General features: G+C 69.8%; 19 protein-coding genes and 1 riboswitch. Of the genes, 5 read left to right on the top strand and 14 right to left on the bottom strand.

Translation table 11 applies throughout. The annotated features are described in order from the left end of the window. Positions 1-4: 4 nt before the first annotated feature. A riboswitch (SAM riboswitch) is annotated at positions 5-122 on the bottom strand. Positions 123-208: 86 nt separating this feature from the next. The 5 genes from trpD to ctaE all read right to left on the bottom strand — a co-directional run bounded on the left by trpD (position 209) and on the right by ctaE (position 5,646). Then, positions 209-1,273, bottom strand: a complete 1,065-nt coding sequence (gene trpD / locus DCW30_RS32305) for an anthranilate phosphoribosyltransferase (RefSeq protein WP_062781050.1) — start codon at positions 1,271-1,273, stop codon at positions 209-211. A gap of 163 nt (positions 1,274-1,436) precedes the next feature. Next, entirely contained in the window at positions 1,437-3,089 is a 1,653-nt protein-coding gene (gene qcrB / locus DCW30_RS32300; protein WP_076686699.1) for a cytochrome bc1 complex cytochrome b subunit, read from the bottom strand. Then, entirely contained in the window at positions 3,086-4,144 is a 1,059-nt protein-coding gene (gene qcrA / locus DCW30_RS32295) for a cytochrome bc1 complex Rieske iron-sulfur subunit (protein WP_062781047.1), read from the bottom strand. The genes qcrB and qcrA overlap by 4 nt, the downstream gene beginning before the upstream one ends. Further along, the gene (gene qcrC, locus DCW30_RS32290; protein WP_062781045.1) at positions 4,141-4,950 is read right to left on the bottom strand and encodes a cytochrome bc1 complex diheme cytochrome c subunit; all 810 of its coding nucleotides are present in this window, start codon (positions 4,948-4,950) and stop codon (positions 4,141-4,143) included. Before qcrC ends, qcrA begins: the two co-directional genes overlap by 4 nt. A gap of 75 nt (positions 4,951-5,025) precedes the next feature. Continuing rightward, on the bottom strand, positions 5,026-5,646 hold the full coding sequence (ctaE, locus tag DCW30_RS32285) for an aa3-type cytochrome oxidase subunit III (protein WP_055566234.1): 621 nt from the start codon (positions 5,644-5,646) through the stop codon (positions 5,026-5,028). A 200-nt stretch (positions 5,647-5,846) separates the two neighbouring features. On the opposite strand from ctaE, the gene DCW30_RS32280 reads away from it, so the two are divergent. Continuing rightward, a complete protein-coding gene (locus DCW30_RS32280) occupies positions 5,847-6,248 on the top strand; it encodes a DNA-binding transcriptional response regulator (RefSeq protein ID WP_076686698.1) in 402 nt (133 codons plus the stop codon). A gap of 100 nt (positions 6,249-6,348) precedes the next feature. On the opposite strand, the gene DCW30_RS32275 is transcribed toward DCW30_RS32280, so the two are convergent. The 4 genes from DCW30_RS32275 to ctaC form a co-directional block, all read right to left on the bottom strand. After that, positions 6,349-7,608, bottom strand: coding sequence for a L,D-transpeptidase (locus DCW30_RS32275; RefSeq protein WP_076686697.1), 1,260 nt, complete (start codon positions 7,606-7,608; stop codon positions 6,349-6,351). 140 nt (positions 7,609-7,748) lie between these two features. Then, positions 7,749-8,147 (bottom strand): cytochrome c oxidase subunit 4, encoded by a 399-nt coding sequence (locus tag DCW30_RS32270; RefSeq protein ID WP_062781039.1) that lies wholly within the window; start codon positions 8,145-8,147, stop codon positions 7,749-7,751. Beyond that, positions 8,144-9,886 carry an aa3-type cytochrome oxidase subunit I gene (gene ctaD / locus DCW30_RS32265; protein WP_062781037.1) on the bottom strand — a complete coding sequence of 581 codons (1,743 nt, stop codon included), beginning with the start codon at positions 9,884-9,886 and terminating at the stop codon, positions 8,144-8,146. The genes DCW30_RS32270 and ctaD overlap by 4 nt, the downstream gene beginning before the upstream one ends. Further along, entirely contained in the window at positions 9,883-10,845 is a 963-nt protein-coding gene (gene ctaC / locus DCW30_RS32260) for an aa3-type cytochrome oxidase subunit II (RefSeq protein ID WP_076686696.1), read from the bottom strand. Before ctaC ends, ctaD begins: the two co-directional genes overlap by 4 nt. Positions 10,846-11,201: 356 nt before the next feature. On the opposite strand from ctaC, the gene DCW30_RS32255 reads away from it, so the two are divergent. Further along, a complete protein-coding gene (locus DCW30_RS32255; protein WP_076686695.1) occupies positions 11,202-12,581 on the top strand; it encodes a cysteine desulfurase/sulfurtransferase TusA family protein in 1,380 nt (459 codons plus the stop codon). A 14-nt stretch (positions 12,582-12,595) separates the two neighbouring features. Here DCW30_RS32255 and DCW30_RS32250 read toward each other — a convergent pair whose 3' ends face one another. Next, a complete protein-coding gene (locus DCW30_RS32250; RefSeq protein ID WP_062781031.1) occupies positions 12,596-13,570 on the bottom strand; it encodes a carbohydrate kinase family protein in 975 nt (324 codons plus the stop codon). A gap of 132 nt (positions 13,571-13,702) precedes the next feature. Between DCW30_RS32250 and DCW30_RS32245 the strand changes: the two genes are divergently transcribed. Together DCW30_RS32245 and DCW30_RS32240 are read left to right on the top strand one after the other, a co-directional pair. Then, positions 13,703-13,936, top strand: coding sequence for a hypothetical protein (locus tag DCW30_RS32245; protein ID WP_076686694.1), 234 nt, complete (start codon positions 13,703-13,705; stop codon positions 13,934-13,936). Between the two features lie 150 nt (positions 13,937-14,086). After that, positions 14,087-15,559, top strand: a complete 1,473-nt coding sequence (locus tag DCW30_RS32240; protein ID WP_076686693.1) for a hypothetical protein — start codon at positions 14,087-14,089, stop codon at positions 15,557-15,559. A gap of 80 nt (positions 15,560-15,639) precedes the next feature. Here the strand turns inward: DCW30_RS32240 and DCW30_RS32235 are convergent, their stop codons facing one another. After that, positions 15,640-15,996: a HesB/IscA family protein gene (locus tag DCW30_RS32235; protein ID WP_030933606.1), complete on the bottom strand. Its 357-nt coding sequence runs from the start codon at positions 15,994-15,996 to the stop codon at positions 15,640-15,642. A 264-nt stretch (positions 15,997-16,260) separates the two neighbouring features. On the opposite strand from DCW30_RS32235, the gene nadA reads away from it, so the two are divergent. Beyond that, positions 16,261-17,466 carry a quinolinate synthase NadA gene (gene nadA, locus DCW30_RS32225; protein ID WP_373569146.1) on the top strand — a complete coding sequence of 402 codons (1,206 nt, stop codon included), beginning with the start codon at positions 16,261-16,263 and terminating at the stop codon, positions 17,464-17,466. A gap of 131 nt (positions 17,467-17,597) precedes the next feature. Here nadA and DCW30_RS32220 read toward each other — a convergent pair whose 3' ends face one another. The 3 genes from DCW30_RS32220 to DCW30_RS32210 form a co-directional block, all read right to left on the bottom strand. Then, entirely contained in the window at positions 17,598-20,744 is a 3,147-nt protein-coding gene (locus DCW30_RS32220; protein WP_076686692.1) for an efflux RND transporter permease subunit, read from the bottom strand. A 198-nt stretch (positions 20,745-20,942) separates the two neighbouring features. Then, entirely contained in the window at positions 20,943-21,623 is a 681-nt protein-coding gene (locus DCW30_RS32215) for a response regulator (RefSeq protein WP_062781021.1), read from the bottom strand. Continuing rightward, a complete protein-coding gene (locus DCW30_RS32210) occupies positions 21,620-22,843 on the bottom strand; it encodes a sensor histidine kinase (protein WP_076689417.1) in 1,224 nt (407 codons plus the stop codon). Before DCW30_RS32210 ends, DCW30_RS32215 begins: the two co-directional genes overlap by 4 nt. Positions 22,844-22,977 lie beyond the last annotated feature (134 nt).

Here is a 22,977-nt window from a genome sequence, read left to right as displayed (position 1 = left end):
CAGGGGTCCGCGCTTGCCATACGCCTTGCTGCGTACGGCCTGGTCTTCACCCGGGGCACCCCGCCACGGACGGAGGGTTGCCGGACAGCGGGCCGGGGCCGTAGTCGCTGTCACTCATGACCTGTGCAGCATCCTGCCACACGATCTTCCGTGCGCAAGGCGCGGTCCAATATCCGGACCGCGCCCCGCGTCACACCGCCGGGTCCGCTCAGCGGTTGCTGGCGGTCACCCACCGCTCCAGGGCCCGCTTCGCCGCCCCGGAGTCGATCGACTCGGCCGCCCTCGCCATCCCGGCGCGGATCTGCTCGTCGAGGCTGCCCTCCCCCTGCGCGAGGGCCACCAGGGCCGCCGCCGAGTTGAGGAGCACCGCGTCGCGCACCGGGCCGCTCTCGCCGTCGAGCAGCCGCCGGGCGACCTCCGCGTTGTACGAGGCGTCGGCGCCGCGCAGCGCCTCCACGGGCACCAGGTCGACGCCGACGTCACGCGGGTCGAAGGCCTCCTCGCGGACCGCTCCGTCGCGCACCACCCAGACGCGGGAGGTGGACGTCGTCGTCAGCTCGTCCAGGCCGTCGTCGCCCCGGAAGACGAGCGAGGAGTTCCCGCGCTCGGCGAAGACGCCGGCGACCACGGGCGCCATCCGCGCGTCGGCGACGCCGACCGCCTGGGCGCGCACCCTGGCCGGGTTGGTGAGCGGGCCGAGGAGGTTGAAGACGGTCCTGATGCCGAGCTGGCTGCGCGCGGCGCCGGCGTGCCGCAGCGCCGGGTGGAACTTCACCGCGAAGCAGAAGGTGATGCCCGCCTCCTCCGCGACCTCGACGACTCGATCGGGGGTGAGCTGGAGGTTGACGCCCAGCTTCTCCAGGACGTCGGAGGCGCCGCTGGCCGAGGACGCGGCGCGGTTGCCGTGCTTGACGACCTTCGCGCCGGTGCCGGCGATCACGATCGCCGACATCGTGGAGATGTTCACCGTCTTGGCGCCGTCGCCGCCCGTGCCGACGATGTCGACCGTCTCGCCCGGCACCTCGATCACGTTGGCGTGCTCGTACATGGCGCGCACGAGACCGGAGATCTCGTCCACCGTCTCGCCCTTGGCCCGCAGCGCCACGACGAAGCCCGCGATCTGCGCGTCGGTGGCCTCGCCGCGCATGATGCGGTCCATGGCCCAGGCCGTGTCGTCGGCGCTCTGGTCGCGCCCGTCGAGCAGTCCGTTCAGCACGTCGGGCCAGGAACGGTCCGCCGCGGTGGTGCCTCCTGCGGGGGTCACAGCGCTCATAGCCGCTCCTGGGTTTCAGTCCGAGGGAAGTAGTCGCCCCGTCACACCGGGGGTGGGACCACCCTATCCAGCCCCGGGGACGGCAAAGAGCCCCGTCCATGCAATGGACGGGGCTCTTGCCGTGGCGACCCTTGTGGTCTACAGCTCGTGGAGCTTCGGTCGATCAGTGGTGGCCGTGGCCGCTCGTGATCTCCTTGTACTCCTCGGCGGTGGGCTTGGGGATCTGGCTGTCCTCCCCGTAGTAGCCCTTGGAGAGCTTGGCCCTCAGCTTCTGCGAACCGGTCACCTTGCGCTCGACACCGTTCTCGTCGACCGTCGGGCCGATCTCGACCGGCTTGTACTGCTCGTGCGCCGTGAGGGTGTGCAGCTGGTCCTTGCCGAGCGGCTCGTGGATCTCGATGAACTCACCGTGCGGCAGGCGCTTGATGATGCCCGACTCGCGGCCGTGCAGCACCTTGTCCCTGTCGCGCCGCTGCAGACCCAGGCAGATCCGCTTGGTGACGATGAACGCGATGACCGGGCCGACGAAGAAGGCGATGCGCACGAACCAGGTGATCGCGTTGATCGACAGGTGGAAGTGCGTGGCCCAGAGGTCGTTTCCACCACCGATCAGGCAGATCAGGTACCAGGTGATCCAGGCGACACCGAACGCGGTGCGCGTCGGGGCGTTGCGCGGACGGTCCAGGATGTGGTGCTCGCGCTTGTCACCGGTGACCCAGGCCTCGATGAACGGGTAGACCGCGATGACGACCAGGATCAGCGGGAAGACGATCATCAGCGGGATGAACACGCCCAGGACGAGCGTGTGGCCCCAGAGGTTGATCTCCCAGCCCGGCATGACACGGATCAGACCCTCGGAGAAGCCCATGTACCAGTCGGGCTGCGCACCGGTGGACACCTGGTCCGGGCGGTACGGGCCGATGGCCCAGATCGGGTTGATCGAGGCGATCGCCGAGATGACCGCGATGACGCCGAAGACCAGGAAGAAGAAGCCTCCGGCCTTCGCCATGTACACGGGCAGCAGCGGCATGCCGACGACGTTCTTGTTGCTCTTGCCGGGGCCCGCGAACTGCGTGTGCTTGTGGTAGAAGACCAGGATCAGGTGCGCCACCATCAGGCCCAGCATGATGCCCGGCAGCAGCAGGATGTGCACCGAGTAGAAGCGCGCCACGAAGTCGCCGCCGGGGAACTCCCCGCCGAACAGGAACATCGACAAGTACGTGCCGACGACCGGGACGGACAGGATCGCGCCCTGCATGAAGCGGACACCGGTGCCGGAGAGCAGGTCGTCCGGGAGCGAGTAACCGGTGAAGCCGGTGAACATGCCGAGGACGAACAGCAGGAAGCCGAACAGCCAGTTGACCTCACGCGGCTTGCGGAAGGCGCCCGTGAAGAACACGCGCATCATGTGCACGAACATGCCGGCGAGGAAGATCAGCGCCGCCCAGTGGTGGATCTGCCGGATCAGCAGACCACCGCGCACATCGAAGGAGATGTGCATGGTCGAGTTGAACGCCTCGGACATCAGCTGTCCCTGCAGCGGGACGTAGCTGCCGGTGTACTCCACCTCGTTCATCGACGGGTGGAAGAACAGCGTCAGGTACACACCCGTGAGGATGATGATGATGAAGCTGTACATGCAGATCTCGCCGAGCATGAAGGACCAGTGGTCCGGAAAGATCTTGCGCATGTTGGCCTTGGCCAGGGAGTAGATCCCCAGACGGCCGTCGGCCCAGTCGGCCACCCGCTCGCCGGCGGGTGCCTTCTTGCCGGAGTTGCTCGCGCCGTGCGCGTCGTTGGTGGGGTTGGTGCTCATCCGCGCTCCCAGAAGGCAGGACCGACGGGCTCTTCGAAGTCGCCGAGCGCTTCGAGGTAGCCCTCCTCGTTCACACCGATGCGCAGCTGCGGCAGAGCGTGACCGGCCGGGCCGAAGATGACTCGGGCACCGTCGGAGAGGTCGAAGGTGGACTGGTGGCACGGGCAGAGGACGTGGTGCGTCTGCTGCTCGTACAGGGAGATCGGGCAGCCCACGTGGGTGCAGATCTTGGAGTACGCGACGATGCCCTCGTGCGACCACTCCAGCTCGCGCTTGTCCTTGATGTTCTCCGGCTGGATCCGGACGATCATCAGGGCGGCCTTGGCGATCTGGACCTGGAAGTCGTGGTCGTGCTCCGACATGCCGTCGGGCATGGCGAACGTCAGCGACCCGACCTGCACGTCCGAGGGACGCAGCGGCTCGTGCGTGTTCATGTTGACGAGCTTCTTGCCCTTGGCCCACTTGGTGTGCCGGAGCTTGTCCTCGGGCAGCGGACCGAGGTCGCGCAGGAGGACGACACCGGAGAGCGGGACCAGGGCCAGGGCGCCGAACATCGTGTTGCGGATCAGCTTGCGCCGTCCGAACTGCGACTCCTGGGCACCGGCCCTGAAGTCGGCCATGACCTTGGCCCTGACCTCGGGCTCGGCCTCGATGGGGTGCCGGTCGTCGGCGACCTCCACGTCGGACATCAGGGTGCGGGCCCAGTGGACCGCGCCCGCGCCGATGCAGAACAGCGCCACACCCAGGGTCAGGCCCAGGGCGAAGTTGAGACCGCTGATGTGCCCGATCGGCCAGACGTAGATGCTCTTGTCCGCCGGGATGGCCACGAACGAGGCGATGAAGCCGACGGTGGCCAGCATGGACAGCGTGAACATGAACGCGATCGCACGCTCGGAGCGCTTCGCGGCCCGCTCGTCGATGTCCTGGATGCGGTGCTCGTGCGGCGGAAGGCCCGGGTCGGCGAACGGGTTCTCGTCCGCGACCGCTACCGAGCCGTGCTCGGTCTCCTGCTCGGTCGGCAGGTTCTTCTCTTCTGGAATCTCTTGGCTACTCATGACTTCTTGGCCTTTGCGGTCCGAGCGGCGACCCACACGGCGACCGCGATCAGCGAGCCGAGACCGAAGATCCAGCCGAAGAGGCCTTCACTGACCGGACCCAGACCACCGAGCTCAAGACCGCCAGGGCTCTCGGTCTTCTCGCCGTTGACCGCGTCGAGGTACGCGATGATGTCCTTCTTCTCCTTCTCCGGCATGGTCGTGTCGGGGAAGGACGGCATGTTCTGCGGGCCGGTCTGCATGGCCTCGTAGATGTGCTTCGGGGAGACATCCTCGAGCGACGGCGCGTACTTGCCGTGTGTGAGCGCGCCACCCTTACCGGTGAAGTTGTGGCACTGGGCGCAGTTGGTGCGGAACAGCTCGCCACCCTTGGCGATGTCCGCCCCGTCCGGGCTGTACTGCTTCTCGGTCGGGACCGAGGGACCGGCGCCGAGCGACGAGATGTACGCCGCGAGCTGGTCGATCTGGGCCTGGTTGTAGATGACCTTCTTCTTGGGCGCCTGGGCGCCCTGCTGCTGGAGCGGCATACGCCCGGTGCCGACCTGGAAGTCGACCGCCGCGGCGCCCACGCCGACCAGGCTCGGACCGTCGGAGGAGCCCTGACCGCCGGTTCCGTGGCAGCTGGAGCAGCCCACGGCGTAGAGCTTCTTGCCCTCGTCGATGGCGAGGGACTGGGCGGTGTCGTCGGCCTGCGCCTTGTCCGCCGGCGCGAACGCGGCGTACAGCCCCCCGGTGGCCGCCAGCGCGAGGAGTAGGACGACGACCGCCGCCAGCGGATGGCGTCGTCGTGCGGAGAGCTTTTTCACGGATTACCCCGGTGTCAGGATCTTCTGCGTCGATGCTGGAAAGTGTCGGTACGTCGCGTGAGCGACCCCCGCCGATTACTTGATCATGTAGATCGTGGCGAAGAGGCCGATCCAGACCACATCGACGAAGTGCCAGTAATAGGACACGACGATGGCTGCGGTCGCCTGTTCATGGGTGAACCTCCTGGCCGCGTACGTGCGGCCCAGGACCAGCAGGAAGGCGATCAGGCCGCCTGTCACGTGCAGTCCGTGGAAGCCGGTGGTCAGGTAGAAGACCGAGCCGTACGGGTCGGACGAGAGCGAGAGGCCCTCGTGCTTGACCAGCTCGGTGTACTCGTACACCTGACCGCCGATGAAGATCGCACCCATGATGAAGGTGACGATGAACCACATCCTGAGCTTCTTCACATCGCCACGCTCAGCGGCGAACACGCCTAGCTGACACGTGAGGGAGGAGAGCACCAGGATGGTGGTGTTCGTCGCCGAGAACGGGAAGTTAAGGGCCGAGGCCATTTCCTTCCAGTGATCAGGACCTGTCACCGATCGCAGGGTGAAGTACATCGCGAAGAGGGCCGCGAAGAACATCAGCTCGGAACTCAGCCAGATGATGGTTCCGACGCTGGTGAGGTTCGGTCGATTGACCGGCGGGTGCGCGTGCCCGGTATCTACTGTCGTTGCTGTCGCCACGACCGACATTATGTCGGTCGCTTATCCCGCCCTCACCCCGGGGGGTGCCGTTCGGAGTGTCTGTGGGGTGTGTCCTGCCCGTATGGCCCATCACGGGCCCTTCCGAACCGGTGTTGACGGGGTGTCGGGAGGAGTAGCATCCGCGCATCGGTTCCCGATCCCATGACGGCACAGCTCAGCTCAGGACTGCTCGACGTACTGGAGGAACAATGCAGCCGACCGCCACGGTGCTGGTCTACAGCGACAACGCGAGCACCCGCGAGCAGGTCCGCCTGGCCACCGGGCGCAGGCCCGCCACCGACGTCCCCGAGGTCGAGTTCATCGAGTGCGCGACGCTGCCCGCGGTCCTCAAGCGGCTGGACGCGGGCGGCGTGGACGTCTGCGTGCTGGACGGCGAGGCGAAGCCCGCGGGCGGCATGGGCGTGTGCCGCCAGATCAAGGACGAGATCTTCCGGGCCCCGCCGGTGCTGCTGCTCATGGGGCGCCCCCAGGACGCCTGGCTGGCCACCTGGAGCCGGGCGGAGGCCGCGGTGACCCTGCCCGTCGAGCCGGTGGAGTTCGCGGACGCGCTGGCCGCCCTGCTGCGCAGCCGCCTGGCCGTGCGCTCCTGAACCGGCCCCGTCCCGCCCCGTACGCCCGACAGGGCCCCGCGTCCCGGCGCGGGGCCCTGCGCGCTGTCCGCGCGGCTCTCTGTGCTGTTCTGCGGGGCCGCTAGACCGCCGGCCGCAGCCGGGCCGCCTCGACGGCCGCGGGGCCGTCCTTGCCGCCGGGGAGGAGCGCGCTGCCCTGCCGCCACTTCTTCCAGCCCATGTTCCAGTCGCCCAGGCCGTTGCCGAAGACCGGCATGTCCTCGCCGAAGCTGTTGATGGTCCGGGTGATGTCGCCCTGCCGCACGGTCTCGAAGAACCAGGCGGCGTTGCCGGTGCTCATCCCCACGCAGCCGTGGCTGACGTTGGCGGAGCCCTGGGAGCCCACGGACCAGGGCGCGGCGTGCACGTATTCCCCCGTGTCGGTCAGCCGGGTGGCGTAGTACACGGGCAGGTTGTACGAGTCGGCGGTGCCCTCGGGGATGCCGATGCTGGTGCCGCGCATGCGTACGAAGTACTCCTTGCCGAGCACGACCTTGACGCCGTTGCGCGTGGAGTAGCCGGGCTTGCCGGTGGTCACCGGTATCGACCTGATCTCCTCGCCGTTGCGGTAGACCGTCATCGTGTGGGACGCGGCGTCCGTCACGGCCTCGACCCGGTCCCCCGTGGTGAACCTCAGCGGCTTGGTCTCGGCGCCCCACAGCCGGTCGCCGACCTTGATGCCCCCGAGGCTGCTGGAGACGCTGACGGTGGCGTGGGCGGGCCAGTACTCCTTGGGGCGGTAGTGCAGCGTCTCGCTGTCCACCCAGTACCAGGAGCCCTCCGTCGCGGGTATGGACCTGACCTTCAGGGCCCGCTCCACGACCGCGCGGGCCTTCTTGCCCTTCACCGGGGCGCTGAGCGAGGCCGTGACGGGCTGTCCGACGCCGTAGGTGCCGTCCCCGGGGCCGAGCTCGACCTTCAGCTGCTTCTTCGCGGGGGCCGTTCGGGTGCCGAAGGTCATGACCTTGCGGCCGGGCGCGCCGTCCTCGTCCTCGGTGCTCACCCGCACCGTGTACTGGGCGCCGGCCGCGAGGGGCGCCGTGCTGTGCCATCGGGCGCCGTCGACGGAGAGTTCGCCCGCCAGGCGCCGGCCCGCGGCGTCGGTGGCGGTCACGTCGGTGATGCGCGCCTCGTCGCCCTGGGCGGTGATCTCGAGGGGCTTGTCCGGGTCGGCCTTCTGGCTGCCCGCCGGGGCATTGACGGCTATCTGGCCGGCCGCGTCGTACGGCTGCGCCGAGAGCGGATGGCCGTCGGAGCCGCCGCATGCCGTGACGCCCGCACCGAGGGCGGCCACCAGCAGGGTGCAGCTCGATATCGTACGAATACGCGGTGACTGGCTCATAAGCACACGGTATGGACATTCACCCCGTACGGCGCGCCGAAGTGCCCCGTACGGGGGACACGGTTGCTGCGGTACGCGGAGAGGCCCGGACCCTCCAGAAGGAGTGTCCGGGCCTCTCGTGCGCTTCGTGAACTACAGACTCACTGGGTCTGGTTCTCGCCGCGGTAGTACTCGAAGACCCAGCCCCAGAGCCCGATGAGCAGGAGCGGGGCGGAGAAGTACATCAGCCACCAGCCGATGGCGATGCTCATGAAGGCGAGCGCGCCACCGACGGCCAGCGAGAGCGGCTGCCAGCTGTGCGGGCTGAAGAAGCCCACCTCGCCGGCCTCGTCCGCGACGTCGGCCTCCTTGTTGTCCTGTGCGGAGGCGTCGACCCGCCGGGCCGTGAAGGCCAGGTAGTAGCCGATCATGATGCACAGGCCGAAGGCCAGGAAGAGCGCCGTGGTACCGGCCGGCTCCTTCGACCACACGCCATAGACGATCGCCATGGCGAGGACGAAGACGCTCAGCCAGATGAACATCTTGCCCTGGATCTTCACTTCGCGGCCTCCTTGTCGCCGCCGAACAGCGCGGTGTCCTTCTGCCCGTCGTTCTCGATCTGGCCGAGGGCCGCGATGTCCGGGTGGTGCAGGTCGAAGGCCGGCGATTCACTGCGGATGCGCGGCAGGGTGACGAAGTTGTGCCGCGGCGGCGGGCAGGACGTCGCCCACTCCAGCGAACGGCCGTAGCCCCACGGGTCGTCGACCGTGATCTTCTTGCCGTACTTGGCCGTCTTCCAGATGTTGTAGAAGAACGGCAGTATCGACAGACCGAGCAGGAACGAGCAGATCGTCGAGATCGTGTTCAGCGCGGTGAAGCCGTCCGCGGCGAGGTAGTCCGCGTAACGACGCGGCATGCCCTCGGCGCCGAGCCAGTGCTGCACCAGGAACGTGCCGTGGAAGCCCACGAACAGCGTCCAGAAGGTGATCTTGCCGAGCCGCTCGTCGAGCATCTTGCCGGTGAACTTCGGCCACCAGAAGTGGAAGCCGGAGAACATGGCGAAGACGACGGTGCCGAACACCACGTAGTGGAAGTGCGCCACCACGAAGTACGAGTCGGAGACGTGGAAGTCCATCGGGGGCGAGGCGAGGATGACGCCCGTCAGGCCACCGAAGGTGAAGGTGATCAGGAAGCCGACCGCCCACAGCATCGGGGTCTCGAAACTCAGTGACCCCTTCCACATCGTTCCGATCCAGTTGAAGAACTTCACGCCTGTCGGCACGGCGATGAGGAACGTCATGAAGGAGAAGAACGGCAGTAGTACGCCACCGGTCACGTACATGTGGTGCGCCCACACCGTCACGGAGAGACCCGCGATGGCGATGGTCGCGCCGATCAGGCCCATGTAGCCGAACATCGGCTTGCGGGAGAAGACCGGGATGACCTCGGAAATGATGCCGAAGAACGGCAAGGCGATGATGTACACCTCTGGATGGCCGAAGAACCAGAAGAGGTGTTGCCACAGCAATGCGCCGCCATTTGCCGCGTCAAAGATATGGGCGCCGAATTTGCGGTCCGCCTCCAGGGCGAACAGCGCGGCGGCCAGGACCGGGAAGGCCAGCAGCACGAGGACGGCCGTGAGCAGCACGTTCCACACGAAGATCGGCATGCGGAACATGGTCATGCCCGGCGCGCGCATGCAGATGATCGTGGTGATGAAGTTGACCGAGCCGAGGATCGTGCCGAAGCCGGAGAAGGCCAGACCCATGATCCACATGTCGGCGCCGATGCCCGGCGAACGGACCGCGTCCGAGAGCGGGCTGTAGGCGAACCAGCCGAAGTCGGCCGCACCGTTCGGCGTGAGGAAACCGCCGACCGCGATGAGCGAGCCGAAGAGGTACAGCCAGTACGCGAACATGTTCAGTCGCGGGAAGGCGACGTCCGGCGCGCCGATCTGGAGCGGCATGATCCAGTTCGCGAAACCGGCGAACAGCGGCGTCGCGAACATCAGCAGCATGATCGTGCCGTGCATCGTGAACGCCTGGTTGAACTGCTCGTTCGACATGATCTGCGTACCCGGGCGGGCGAGTTCGGCGCGCATGAAGAGCGCCATCACTCCGCCGATGCAGAAGAACGCGAACGACGTGACCAGATAGAGCGTGCCGATCGTCTTGTGGTCAGTGGTGGTCAGCCACTTGATGACGACGTTTCCCGGCTGCTTGCGCCTGACCGGCAGCTCGTTCTCGTACGAGTCCGTTGCTGCTGCCGCGGCACCCTGGGGTTCGTTGAGGATGCTCACAGGTTGTTCGTCTCCCGGTTCTTCTCGTGGCCCGTCTGCTCGATGCCGGCCGGGATGTAACCGGTCTGGTTCTTCTTCGCGAGCTCTTCCAGATGCTTCTGGTAGCGCTCGGGAGAGACGACCTTGACGTTGAAGAGCATCCGGGAGTGGTCGACGCCGCAGAGCTCGGCGCACTTGCCCATGAAGGTGCCCTCCTTGTTGGGAGTCACCTCGAAGGCGTTGGTGTGGCCCGGGATCACGTCCTGCTTCATGAGGAACGGCACCACCCAGAAGGAGTGGATGACGTCACGCGAGGTCAGGACGAAGCGGACCTTCTCACCCTTGGGCAGCCACAGGGTGGGGCCGGGGTTGCCGTTCTGAGGGTTCCGCTCGCCGGGCGTGCCGACGTCGTAGACGCCACCGGCACCGGCCGGGAAGTCGTCGCGGAACCGCTTCGGAATGGCGTCGAGGTCCTTGGAGGTCTTCGCGTCCTCCTTGTCGGAACCCTTGACGTCCTCGACGTAGTTGAAGCCCCAGCTCCACTGGAAGCCGACCACGTTGATCGTGTGGGCCGGCTTGTCCTCGAGCTTGAGGAGCTTCGACTCGTCCCGTGCCGTGAAGTAGAAGAGCACGGAGACGATGATGAGGGGGACGACCGTGTACAGCGCCTCGATGGGCATGTTGTACCGGGTCTGCAGAGGTACTTCCACCTTCGTGCGGCTGCGCCGGTGGAAGATGACGCTCCACAGGATCAGGCCCCAGACCAGCACGCCCGTGGCGAGCGCTGCCGCCCACGAGCCCTGCCAGAGGGAGAGAATCCGCGGAGCCTCCTCCGTTACCGGGGTGGGCATTCCAAGGCGGGGGAAATCCTTGTATGTGCAACCTGTGGCGGTCGCCAGGATCAGGCCCGCAGTCAGCACCTGCGGCAGCTTCCGCCGCATCGGGCGCCGCGACGAGCGGTCGGAGCCGTTGGGACTCACGTAGCGCCTTCCCGAGAGTCTCGCCCGCGTTGTCGGCTGCGGCCTTCACGCTGGTCGGTCGCCGCCCTGCGGCGGGCAGGGGTTTGGATGTTTATGCGGACCAAACCCTACTGGACGCTATTTGGGGTCGCGCGGGGAGGGTGCCTAACGCGCCGCGGGTCACTCCGAAGGGTGGGGGCTGGGCCCGGGGCCGCCTTCTGACGGGGGGTCGGGCGCGCCCCTGAGCGCCTGCCGGGTCGGTGGAACCTCGCCGTCCGCGCGCGGGTCCGCGGTGGCCGGCCGCGCCCACGCGGCGGAGCCGCACATGTCACGGTGCCGCGCCCCTCCAGGGCGCGCCCCTGTTCTAGCGTTGCCCCGTGTCCTACTTCGATGCCGCTTCCTCCGCGCCCCTCCATCCCGTCGCCCGGCAGGCGCTGCACGCCTCGCTCGACGAGGGGTGGGCCGATCCCGCCCGGCTCTACCGGGAGGGGCGGCGGGCCCGGCTGCTGCTCGACGCCGCGCGCGAGGCGGCGGCCGACGCCGTGGGGTGCAGGCCCGACGAGTTGGTCTTCACCTCCTCCGGCACCCGGGCCGTGCACGCCGGGATCGCGGGCGCGCTCGCCGGGCGCCGCCGCGCCGGAGGTCACCTGGTCGTGTCGGCGGTCGAACACTCGTCGGTACTCCATTCGGCCGAGGTCCACGAGGCCGCCGGCGGGACGGTGACCGAGGTCGGCGTGGACCGGGGCGGCGCGGTCTCCCCCGAGGGGTACGCCGAGGCACTGCGCGAGGACACGGCCCTGGCCTGCCTCCAGTCCGCCAACCACGAGGTCGGCACCGAGCAGCCGGTGGCCGAGGTGGCCGAGGTCTGCCGCGCCGCCGGGGTGCCCCTCCTGGTGGACGCCGCGCAGTCGCTGGCCTGGGGCCGGGTGGACGGGGGCTGGTCGCTGCTCACGGGCAGTGCCCACAAGTGGGGCGGTCCCGCGGGGGTCGGGCTGCTCGCCGTGCGCAAGGGCGTGCGGTTCGCGGCCCAGGGGCCCGCCGACGAGCGGGAGTCCGGGCGGGCCGCCGGGTTCGAGAACATCCCCGCGATCGTCGCCGCCGTCGCTTCGCTGCGGGCGGTGCGGGCCGAGGCCGACGCGGAGCGGGCGCGCCTGCGGGAGCTGACGGAGCGGATCAGGGAGCGGGTGCCCGCCCTCGTGCCGGACGTGGAGGTGGTGGGCGATCCGGTGCGGCGGCTGCCGCACGTCGTCACCTTCTCGTGTCTCTATGTCGACGGGGAGACGCTGCTGCACGAGCTGGACGCGGTGGGCTTCTCGGTGTCGTCCGGCTCGTCGTGCACCAGTTCCACACTGACCCCGAGCCATGTGCTGAGGGCGATGGGCGTGCTGAGCGAGGGCAATGTCCGTGTCTCGCTGCCGGCCGGCACGGAGGCCGCCGAGGTGGAGCGCTTCCTCGGCGCGCTGCCCGGCGTCGTGGCCGGGGTGCGCGAGAAGCTGGGGGCCCCGGCCGGCCCGACGGCCGGCGCGGAAGGGGCCTCGCTCGTGGTGGACGCGCTCGGCAAGCGGTGCCCCCTGCCCGTCATCGAGCTGGCGAAGGTGATCGGGGACGTCCCGGTCGGCGGCACGGTGACCGTGCTCGCGGACGACGAGGCGGCGCGGCTCGACATCCCCGCCTGGTGCGAGATGCGGGGGCAGGAGTACGTGGGTGAGCGGCCGGCGGACCACGGCCGTGCCCATGTGGTCCGCCGGAGCTCGTGACGGGGTGGGTCCGGTCAGCCGAGGTGGGTGCGGACCTCGGCGGCGGCCTCGTCGCCGTACGCCTTGGTGAAGCGGTCCATGAAGTCGGTGCGCCGCAGCTCGTACTCCTGGGTGCCGACGGTCTCGATGACCAGGGTGGCCAGCATGCAGCCCACCTGCGCGGCGCGCTCGTGGGAGACGCCCCAGGCCAGGCCGGAGAGGAAGCCCGCGCGGAACGCGTCGCCGACGCCGGTCGGCTCGACCTTCGCCTTCTCCTCGGGGACGCCGACCTCGATCGTGTCCTGGCCCACGGACTCGATGCGCACGCCGTTCGCGCCGAGGGTCGTCACGCGGTGGCCGACCCGGGAGAGGATCTCGGCGTCGGTCCAGCCGGTCTTGGACTCGATGAGCCCCTTCTCGTACTCGTTGCAGAAGAGGTACGTGGCGCCGTCGAGGAGGGTGCGGATCTCCTCGCCCTCCATGCGGGCGATCTGCTGCGAGAAGTCGGCGGCGAAGGGGATCGCGCGGGTGCGGCACTCCTCGGTGTGGCGGAGCATCGCCTCGGGGTCGTCGGCGCCGATCGAGACGAGGTCGAGGCCGCCGACGCGGTCGGCCACCGTCTTCAGCTCGATCAGGCGGGCCTCGCTCATCGCGCCCGTGTAGAAGGAGCCGATCTGGTTGTGGTCGGCGTCCGTGGTGCACACGAAGCGGGCGGTGTGCAGGGTCTCGGAGATCCGGACCGACGCGGTGTCCACACCGTGCCGGTCGAGCCAGGCGCGGTACTCGTCGAAGTCGGAGCCCGCGGCGCCGACCAGGATCGGCCGCGTGCCGAGCTGGCCCATGCCGAAGCTGATGTTGGCCGCGACGCCTCCCCTGCGCACGTCGAGGGCGTCGACCAGGAAGGAGAGGGAGACCGTGTGCAGCTGATCGGCGACCAGCTGGTCGGCGAAGCGGCCGGGGAAGGTCATCAGGTGGTCGGTGGCGATGGAGCCGGTGACTGCGATACGCACGGCTGGACGCTCCTGTGGAGGAGAGGCGGGTTGACGGTTCACGCTATCGGGTCCACCCACCGTCTCTGAAGTGGCAAAACTACCCGATAGTAGGTCTTTTTTCCTGAGTGATGTGATGCATACGGTTCCGTTATGCCCCTAGTCACGAAGAATTCCGCCCTGAAGCGCCCCGCCCGGCTCACCGGGGAGGCGGAGCGGCCGGAGAGCATGGAGACGCTGCGGGGCGACTGCGCCCGCATGGCCCCGCACTGGGCGGTGCCCGCCGCGGCCGTGAGCGCGCCCGTGCCGCCCTCCCTGATCCACGGCGTCGACGTGCCGCCCGCGTCCGCCCGGCTGATCGACGGGATGTCGGTGTACGGGGACTGAGCGAGACTGGTCCCGGCCGGGCGCGCGGCCCATGGAACCGTGCGCTCCCCCTCCGCGTCCCATCGCCGTCCCCCGCGCGGGGGAACCGGTATACGACGGAGCCCGCCCATGGGTTTCCGGGGACGGCAGTGCAGTCGAAGGAGCGATGCGGTGAGCACCGAGCCATCCGTTCATGAGACGGCCGATCGGGGACGGCGGCGGTCCCGCCTCGCCGTCGCCTCGGTCGCGGCCACCGTGCTGCTGGTCGGCGGCGGTGGCGCCTACTTCGCGGCGACCGCGTCCGACGGCGGCGGCCGCGGCGGCAGGGCGCCCGCGGGCGGCGAGGGCAACCCTCCGCCGCTCGCCCTCGACGGGTACACGGACAGCGGCAGGGAGAGCGGCGGCGGCCCCGGCATCGCGCCGGGCGAGCCCGACCCGAACGGCGCCACGTACGAGGCGGCCGGCGAGCTGCCCGAGGGCCCCGGCTCCGCCCCCGTCTACCACGCGCGCGGCGAGGTCACCCGCGCCGAGGTGGCGCACCTCGCGAAGGCGCTCGGCGTGAGCGGTGCGCCGGTGCTGCGGGACGGCGTCTGGAAGGTGACGCGGGACAGGGACGGCTCGGGCCCCTCCCTCCAGGTGAACAAGCAGGCGCCGGGGACCTGGACGTACGTCGGGCACGGCGAGGGCGGCACCGACAACTGCCCGAAGGGCAAGCCCTGTTCGTCCGGATCCACCGCGTCCGACGGCGAGCTGGGCGACGCGGTGAGCGAGCGGACCGCCAAGGACGCCGCCGCGCCGGTGCTGAAGGCGCTCGGCCAGGACGACGCCAAGCTGGACGCCCGCCAGCTCATGGGCGCCGTGCGCGTGGTGAACGCCGACCCGAAGGTGGGCGGCCTGCCGACGTACGGCTGGTCGACCGGCATCCAGGTCGGCTCGGACGGCGAAGTGGTCGGCGGCAGCGGCCGGCTGAAGGCGCCGGTCAAGGGCGCCGAGTACCCGGCGATCGGGGCGAAGGAGACGCTGGACCTGCTGAACTCCCAGGGCCGGGGCGGCGGCGGGAAGATCGCGGGCTGCGCGACCCCGGCGCCGCACGCCGACGACAGCACGAAGACCGAGGGCGGCACGAAGCAGGCGCCCTGCGTGCCCTCGCCGACGCCGCCGAAGCCGCAGCCGATCGAGGTCAGCGACGCGACGTTCGGCCTGGCCACGCACTTCGTGGGCGGCAAGCAGACCCTCGTGCCGTCCTGGCTGTTCGAGGTGCGGCCGCGGGGCGCCGACGACTCCTTCACGGTGACGCACCCCGCCGTCGCCCCGAAGCACCTGACCTCACCCACCCGCGCGGGCACTCCCGAGCCCTCGGGGAAGCCGGAGCGCGGCGGTGAGGGACCGGCGGACATCACGTCCTACACCGCGGACGGCACGTCGCTGACCGTCCACTTCTGGGGCGGCGTGTGCGGCGAGTACTCCGCGTCCGCGAGCGAGGACGGCGACCGGGTCCGGGTCACGGTGTCCGAGGAGCGGCAGGAGAAGGGCAAGGTCTGCGTGATGATGGCCGAGGAGCTCAAGGAGACGGTCACGCTCGACGAGCCGCTCGGCGACCGGAAGGTCGTGGACGCGGACGGCGACACGGTGCGGCGCCGGTAGCCGGGGCCCGCACGGACGAAGGCGGCGGCCCCCCGAAGTTTCGGGGGGCCGCCGCCTTCGGCGTACTCGCACCTTCAGGGTCAGCTGAAGGAGTCACCGCAGGCGCAGGAGCCCGTGGCGTTCGGGTTGTCGATCGTGAAGCCCTGCTTCTCGATGGTGTCCACGAAGTCGATGGAGGCGCCGCCCAGGTAGGGAGCGCTCATCCGGTCGGTGACGACCTTGACGCCGTCGAAGTCCTTGACGACGTCGCCGTCGAGCGAGCGCTCGTCGAAGAACAGCTGGTAGCGCAGGCCCGAGCAGCCGCCCGGCTGCACGGCGACGCGCAGCGCCAGGTCGTCGCGGCCCTCCTGCTCGAGGAGGCCCTTCACCTTGGCCGCGGCGGCGTCCGACAGGAGGATGCCGTCGCTCACGGTGGTGGTCTCGTCCGATACGGACATCTGCTTCTCTCCCGGGTTGTACGGAGACTGCTTGCCGACGGTTGCAACCGGCGGGGCCGCGGATTCATTCCGGGCCGAGCGCTTACGTCTTACTCCTTCATGCTCGCACACGGCGTGCTGGAGGACACCGGGCCCCGTGGGACCCCGGATTCACGGACCGGCGAATGCGTCACATCGACACTATGGCCATCGTCAAAGTGACGTGAAGCAGTTATGATAGATAGCGTCAAATAGACGAAAACTCTCGTCTGCAGAGAAGAAAGGGTGCGTGTCGTGACCACCGCCCAGTCCCCCGCGGACCGCGTGAACCTCGATGTTCAGCCCACGCCGCTCGCCCTCCTGCTGCTCGGCCGCGAGGCCGACCCCAAGAGCGAGCGCGGCGTGGACTGCCCGGGCGACCTCCCGTCCCCCTCCGACCCCGGCCTGGTGGAGCGCGCCCGCGCCGCCAAGGAGAAGCTCGGGGAGAAGGTCTTCGTGCTCGGTCACCACTACCAGCGCGACGAGGTCATCCAGTTCGCCGACGTGACCGGTGACTCCTTCAAGCTCGCGCGGGACGCCGCGGCGCGGCCGGACGCGGAGTACATCGTCTTCTGCGGCGTGCACTTCATGGCCGAGTCCGCGGACATCCTGACGACGGACGACCAGAAGGTCGTCCTCCCCGACCTGGCCGCCGGCTGCTCCATGGCCGACATGGCCACCGCCGAGCAGGTCGCCGAGTGCTGGGACGTGCTGACCGACGCGGGCATCGCCGAGCAGGTCGTCCCCGTCTCGTACATGAACTCCTCCGCGGACATCAAGGCGTTCACGGGCAAGCACGGCGGCACCATCTGCACGTCGTCGAACGCCAAGGTCGCCCTCGAGTGGGCCTTCGAGCAGGGCGAGAAGGTCCTCTTCCTGCCCGACCAGCACCTGGGCCGCAACACCGCCGTGCGCGACATGGGCTTCTCGCTCGACGACTGCGTGGTCTACAACCCGCACAAGCCGAACGGCGGGCTCAGCGCCGAGCAGCTCCGCGACGCCAAGATGATCCTGTGGCGCGGGCACTGCTCGGTGCACGGGCGCTTCTCCCTGGAGAGCGTGGAGGACGTGCGGGCGCGCATCCCCGGCGTGAACGTCCTGGTGCATCCGGAGTGCAAGCACGAGGTCGTCGCCGCGGCCGATCACGTGGGCTCCACGGAGCACATCATCAAGACGCTGGAGGCGGCGCCGGCCGGCTCCAAGTGGGCCATCGGCACCGAGCTGAACCTCGTACGGCGCCTGGCGAATCGTTTCGCCGCGGAGGACAAGGAGATCGTCTTCCTCGACAAGACGGTCTGCTTCTGCTCGACCATGAACCGGATCGACCTGCCGCACCTGGTCTGGACGCTGGAGTCCCTCGCCGAGGGCACCCTCGTCAACCAGATCCAGGTCGACCGGGAGACCGAGCAGTTCGCGAAGCTGGCGTTGGAGCGGATGCTCGCGCTGGCCTGACCGGCGCCAGTGCCCGTCGCCTCGGCCGCGGGTCCGCTGTGGCCGGTCGCGCAGTTCCCCCGCCCCTTCCGGGGTGCGGAAAACGGGCGCCCCTCGCTTCGAGGGGCGCCCGTTTCCGTCGATCCGGCGGGTCAGACCTGGGCCGGCTCCGGGTCGGAGGCGTCCGTGCTCTCGGGCTCGGCGCCCGCCTTCTTCGCCCGCTTCGCCGCGCGCTTGTCGCGCCTGCGCTCCTTGCGCAGCTCCACCATCGCGTACAGCGTCGGGACGAGGAGGAGCGTCAGGAGCGTCGACGTGATCAGGCCGCCGATCACCACGACCGCCAGCGGCTTGGCGATGAAGCCGCCCTCGCCGGTGATGCCGAGGGCCATCGGCAGCAGGGCGAAGATCGTCGCGAGGGCCGTCATGAGGATCGGGCGGAGCCGGTGACGGCCGCCCTCGACGACCGCCTCGACGATGCCGTGACCCTGCGCGCGGTACTGGTTGATCAGGTCGATCAGCACGATCGCGTTGGTGACCACGATGCCGATGAGCATCAGCATGCCGATCATCGCGGGCACGCCCATCGGGGTGCCGGTGGCGAGCAGCAGGCCGATCGCGCCCGTGGCCGCGAACGGGATGGAGACCAGCAGGATCAGCGGCTGGACCAGCGAGCGGAACGTGGCGACCAGCAGCATGAAGACGATCGCGATCGCCGCCAGCATCGCGAGGGCGAGGTTGGCGAACGCCTCTTCCTGGTCCTCGGAGACGCCGCCGATCGTGGCCGTGGCCCCGTCCGGGAGCTTCAGCGCGTCGAGCTTCTTGGTGAGGTCCGCGCTGACCGCGCCGGTGTTGTCGCCCGTCGGCTTCGCCGTGATCGTGGCGGCCCGTGCCCCGTCGATACGGGTCATGGAGACGGGGCCGTCGACCAGTTCGACCTCGGCGATGTCCCCGAGCTTCACGCCGGGGCCGAGCGGCAGCCGCTTCAGCTCGGCGAGCGTCTTCGCGGGCTTCGCCGCCTTGATGACGACGTCGCGCTCGGTGTCGTCGAGGGTCGCCTTGCCGCTGGTGGTGCCCCGCACCGCCTGGGCGACGGCCTGGCCGAGGGTGGTCTCGTCGAAGCCCGCGGCGGCGGCCTCGGCGTTGCCCTTGACCGAGATCCGCGGCACGCTCTGCGACAGGTCGCTCTGGACGTCGGTGACGTCGTCGAGGGTGGCGACCTCGTCGCGCACCTGGTCGGACGCCTTGCGCAGCACGTCGGCGTCGGCGGCCTTGACCACGACGCTCAGGTCCTGGCTGCCGAAGCCGTCACCGGCCGAGATGGACGTGCGGCCGATGCCGGAGAGCTTGCCGAGCTCCTCCTCGACCCGGTCCTGCGTCGTGTCGTAGGACGCCTTGTCCTTGAGCGTCAGGGTGTACGAGGCCTGGTTGGTGTCGGTGCTCCCGCCGAAGGCGGCCATGAAGCCGGAGGAGCCGACCGTGACCTGGTAGTCCTTGATCTCGTCGATGCCGGAGAGCGTCTTCTCGACCTTCTTCGCCGCCGCGTCGGACGCCGCGAGGCTGGTGCCGGGCTTCAGCTCCTGCTTGATGGTCAGGACTTCCTGCTCGCCCTGGTCGAAGAAGTTCGTCTTCAGCAGCGGGGCCATGGCGAACGTGCCGATGAGGACGACGACCGCGATGACGAGGCTGGTGAACCGGCGCCGGGTCGCGAAGCGCAGGACCGGCACGTACATCCGCTGGAGCTTGCTGCGGCTCTCCTTCTCCTCGGCCTTGCGGCGGGCCTCCTCCGGGTCGACCCCGCGGACCGCCTTGGGGGGGCGCAGGAACCAGTACGACAGGACCGGCACGACCGTCAGCGAGACGAGCAGGGAGGCGAGGAGCGCCGCCGTGACCGTGAGCGAGAAGGAGCCGAACAGCTCGCCGACCATGCCGCCGACCAGGCCGATGGGCAGGAACACCGCGACCGTGGTGAGCGTCGACGACGTGACGGCGCCCGCGACCTCGCGGACGGCCTTGAGGATCGCCTCCTGGCGCTCCTCGCCGTAGCCGAGGTGGCGCTTGATGTTCTCCAGGACCACGATCGAGTCGTCCACGACGCGGCCGATGGCGATGGTCAGCGCGCCGAGCGTGAGCATGTTCAGCGAGAGGTCGCGGGTCCACAGGACGATCAGGGCGAGGACCACCGAGAGCGGGATGGAGACCGCGGTGACCAGCGTCGAGCGGATCGACGCCAGGAAGACCAGGATGACGATGACGGCGAAGACCAGGCCGAGGGCGCCCTCGGTGGTCAGGCCCTCGATGGACTTCGAGACGGCCGGGCCCTGGTCGCTGGCGACGGTCAGCTCGGCGCCGGAGCCGAGGTCCTCGCGCAGCTCGGGCAGCTTGTCCTTGACGGCGTCCGAGATGGCGACGGCGCTGCCGTCCTGGTCCATGGTGACGGCGACGGCGAGGCTGGGCTCGCCGTTGGTGCGCGTGATGGACGTCGCGGTGGCCGGCTTCTGCTCGACGGAGGCGACGTCGCCGAGGCGCACCGGCTTGCCGGGCCGGTCGCCGGGCGCGGCCTCGGGGGTGACGCGCAGGTCCCGGATCTGCTTCAGGGAGGTGAAGCCGCCGCCGACCTGGACGGTGCGGTTCTTGCCCGCCTCGTCGAAGGAGCCCGCGGGCAGGGTGGCGCCGCCGGCCTGGAGGGCCTTGGCGAGGGCGCCCGTGGTGAGGCCCGCCCCGGCCAGCTTCTTGTCGTCGGGGGTGACGTCGACCTGGAGGTCGCGCACGCCGTCGACGGTGACCTGGCCGACGCCGTCGATGTCCTTCAGGGCCGGCACGACGGTCCGGTCGAGCTGGTCGGCGAGGGCCTGCTGGTCCTTGTCGGAGGTGACGGAGAGGACGACGGTCGGGATGTCGTCGGTGGAGCCCGCGACGACCTGCGGGTCGACGTCGTCGGGGAGTTCGGCCCTGGCCCGGTTCACGGCCTGCTGGACATCGGCGACGAGCTGCTCGGAGCCGCTGCCGTAGTCGAACTGGGCCATGATCACGGCGTTGCCCTCGCTCGCCGTGGAGGTGATGCCGGTGATGCCGTCGACCGCGTCGATGGTGTTCTCGAGCGGTTCGACGACCTGCTTCTCGACCACATCGGGGGACGCGCCCTGGTAGGGGGCGAGCACGGACACCATGGGCAGTTCGATGGAGGGCAGCAGTTGCTGCTTGAGCTGCGGTATCGCTATCGCGCCGAAGACGATGGCGATGATGGACACGAGTCCGATCAGGGCCCGTTGGGCCAGGCTGAACCTGGACAGCCAGGACATGGTGGTCTCTCTCTGTGGCATGAGCGGCGGGGGCGGGCGGGCACCGGCGGCCTGGGGCCGGCCGGCCGGAGATGAGTGCCTCCGGCAAGCGTTTACGCGCCCCTCACACCATCAGCCATGGGCGAGGCGCGATGCCTCACTCCCAGGACCGTTCTTTGCGGCGCGTGTACTGCGGACGCAGTACACGCGCCCCGGGCGTCACTCCACCCTTGGACGTACCAGCCCCGACTCGTAGGCGATGACGACGAGTTGAGCGCGGTCGCGGGCGCCCAGTTTGGCCATCGCGCGGTTCACATGGGTCTTCACCGTGAGCGGGCTGACCTCCAGGCGCTCGGCGATCTCGTCGTTCGAGTGGCCGCCCGCGACCTGGACGAGGACCTCGCGCTCGCGGCTGGTGAGCGCGTCGAGCCGCCCGCCGCGCGCCGGTTCGTCACCGTCGGGGCCCTCGCCCTGCGCGAGGAACTTGGCGATGAGCCCCTTGGTGGCCACCGGGGAGAGCAGCGCCTCGCCCGCCGCCGCGATGCGGATGGCGCCGAGGAGTTCGTCGGGTTCCGCGCCCTTGCCGAGGAACCCGGAGGCGCCGGCGCGCAGCGACTGCACCACGTACTCGTCGACCTCGAAGGTCGTCAGCATCACCACGCGTACGTGGGTCAGGGCGGGGTCGGCGCTGATCTCCCGGGTGGCGGCGAGACCGTCGGTGCCCGGCATGCGGATGTCCATCAGGACCACATCGGCCCGCTCCGACCTGGCGAGCCGCACCGCCTCCGCGCCGTCGGACGCCTCGCCGACCACCTCCATGTCGGGTTCGGAGTCGACGAGCACCTTGAACGCGCTGCGCAGCAGCGCCTGGTCGTCGGCGAGCAGTACGCGGATCGTCACGCGGTCCCTCCCTTTGCCGTGATGACCGGCAGGATCGCATGGACGCGGAAGCCGCCTCCGTACCGGGGCCCCGCGGTGCAGCTCCCGCCGAGCGCGGTGACGCGCTCGCGCATGCCGAGCAGGCCGTGGCCGCCGCCGTCGGTGTTCGGCTCGGCGCCGGCCTGGCCGCCCTGGCCGCCGTCGTCGATGACGGTGACCTCCACGTTCGGGCCCACGCGGACCACGCTGACCTCGGCCTTGGCCCCGGGGCCCGCGTGCTTGCGGACGTTGGTGAGCGCTTCCTGGATGATGCGGAACGCGGCGAGGTCGACGGCCGCGGGCAGGTCGAGGCCGACCTGGCCGAGCGCGACCTCCACGGGGAGGCCCGCGTGCCGGAAGGTGTCCACCAGCTCCTCCAGCCTGTTCAGCCCGGGAGCCGGTTCGGTGGGCGCCTCGGGGTCGCCGGTCTGGCGCAGCAGGCCGACGGTGGCGCGGAGTTCGTTCAGCGCCGAGCGGCTGGCGTCGCGTACGTGGGAGAGGGCTTCCTTGGCCTGGTCGGGCCGCTTGTCCATGACGTGCGCGGCGACCCCGGCCTGGACGTTGACCAGGGCGATGTGGTGGGCGACGACGTCGTGCAGGTCCCTGGCGATGCGCAGCCGCTCCTCGGCGACGCGGCGACGTGCCTCCTCCTCCCGGGTGCGTTCCGCCCGCTCGGCCCGCTCCCTTATGGCGTCGACGAAGGCCCGGCGGCTGCGGACCGCGTCGCCCGCGGCGGCGGCCATGCCGGTCCAGGCGAAGATGCCGAGGTTCTCCTGGGCGTACCAGGGCAGGGAGCCGGACAGCATCGCGACGCCGGTCAGGCCCGTCATCGTGACCAGGCCGATCCGCCAGGTGGTGGAGCGGTCGGTGGTGGCGGCGACGGTGAACAGGGCGATGACCGCGCACATCACGACGGGGGCCCGCGGCTCGCCGGTGAGCAGTTCCGTGAGGGAGGCGGCGCAGGTGGCGCCGAGGACGGTCCAGGGGGCGCGGCGCCGGAAGCACAGGGCGAGGGCGCCGAGCGCCATCAGCAGCAGGCTCGGGAGCGCAGGGGTGCGGGTGCCCCAGGTGGGGCCGTGTTCTCCGTAGGGCTCGGCGAAGGAGCCGACGACCATGCAGACGAGGACGACCGTGGCGAGCGTCGCGTCCACCGCGAGCGGGTGGGTCCTCGCCCAGCAACGGCCTTTTCCTAGCGTGGTCACGTCCCGCTCTTCTGTGTGTTCTTCTCCGCGGGCCGGTCGCGGCGGTCCGTCGGGCCCGTCGAGGCGGTCCGTCGTGGCCGGCGGCGCCCGCGCGGCGGAGCGGCGGTCCGGCACGGCCCCGCGGCCCCGCTGTC

This window comes from Streptomyces alfalfae (genome assembly GCF_004127445.1).
In the GTDB taxonomy this organism is placed as follows: Bacteria; Actinomycetota; Actinomycetes; order Streptomycetales; family Streptomycetaceae; genus Streptomyces; species Streptomyces alfalfae.
This window is presented reverse-complemented; position numbering and strand designations above follow the sequence as displayed.

Coding starts and splice junctions, on each gene's coding strand:
- trpD (WP_062781050.1), bottom strand. CDS start 1,273: ATGAGCGCTGTGACCCCCGCAGGAGGCACCACCGCGGCGGACCGTTCC.
- qcrB (WP_076686699.1), bottom strand. CDS start 3,089: ATGAGCACCAACCCCACCAACGACGCGCACGGCGCGAGCAACTCCGGC.
- qcrA (WP_062781047.1), bottom strand. CDS start 4,144: ATGAGTAGCCAAGAGATTCCAGAAGAGAAGAACCTGCCGACCGAGCAG.
- ctaE (WP_055566234.1), bottom strand. CDS start 5,646: ATGTCGGTCGTGGCGACAGCAACGACAGTAGATACCGGGCACGCGCAC.
- DCW30_RS32280 (WP_076686698.1), top strand. CDS start 5,847: ATGCAGCCGACCGCCACGGTGCTGGTCTACAGCGACAACGCGAGCACC.
- DCW30_RS32275 (WP_076686697.1), bottom strand. CDS start 7,608: ATGAGCCAGTCACCGCGTATTCGTACGATATCGAGCTGCACCCTGCTG.
- DCW30_RS32245 (WP_076686694.1), top strand. CDS start 13,703: ATGCCCCTAGTCACGAAGAATTCCGCCCTGAAGCGCCCCGCCCGGCTC.
- DCW30_RS32235 (WP_030933606.1), bottom strand. CDS start 15,996: ATGTCCGTATCGGACGAGACCACCACCGTGAGCGACGGCATCCTCCTG.
- DCW30_RS32220 (WP_076686692.1), bottom strand. CDS start 20,744: ATGTCCTGGCTGTCCAGGTTCAGCCTGGCCCAACGGGCCCTGATCGGA.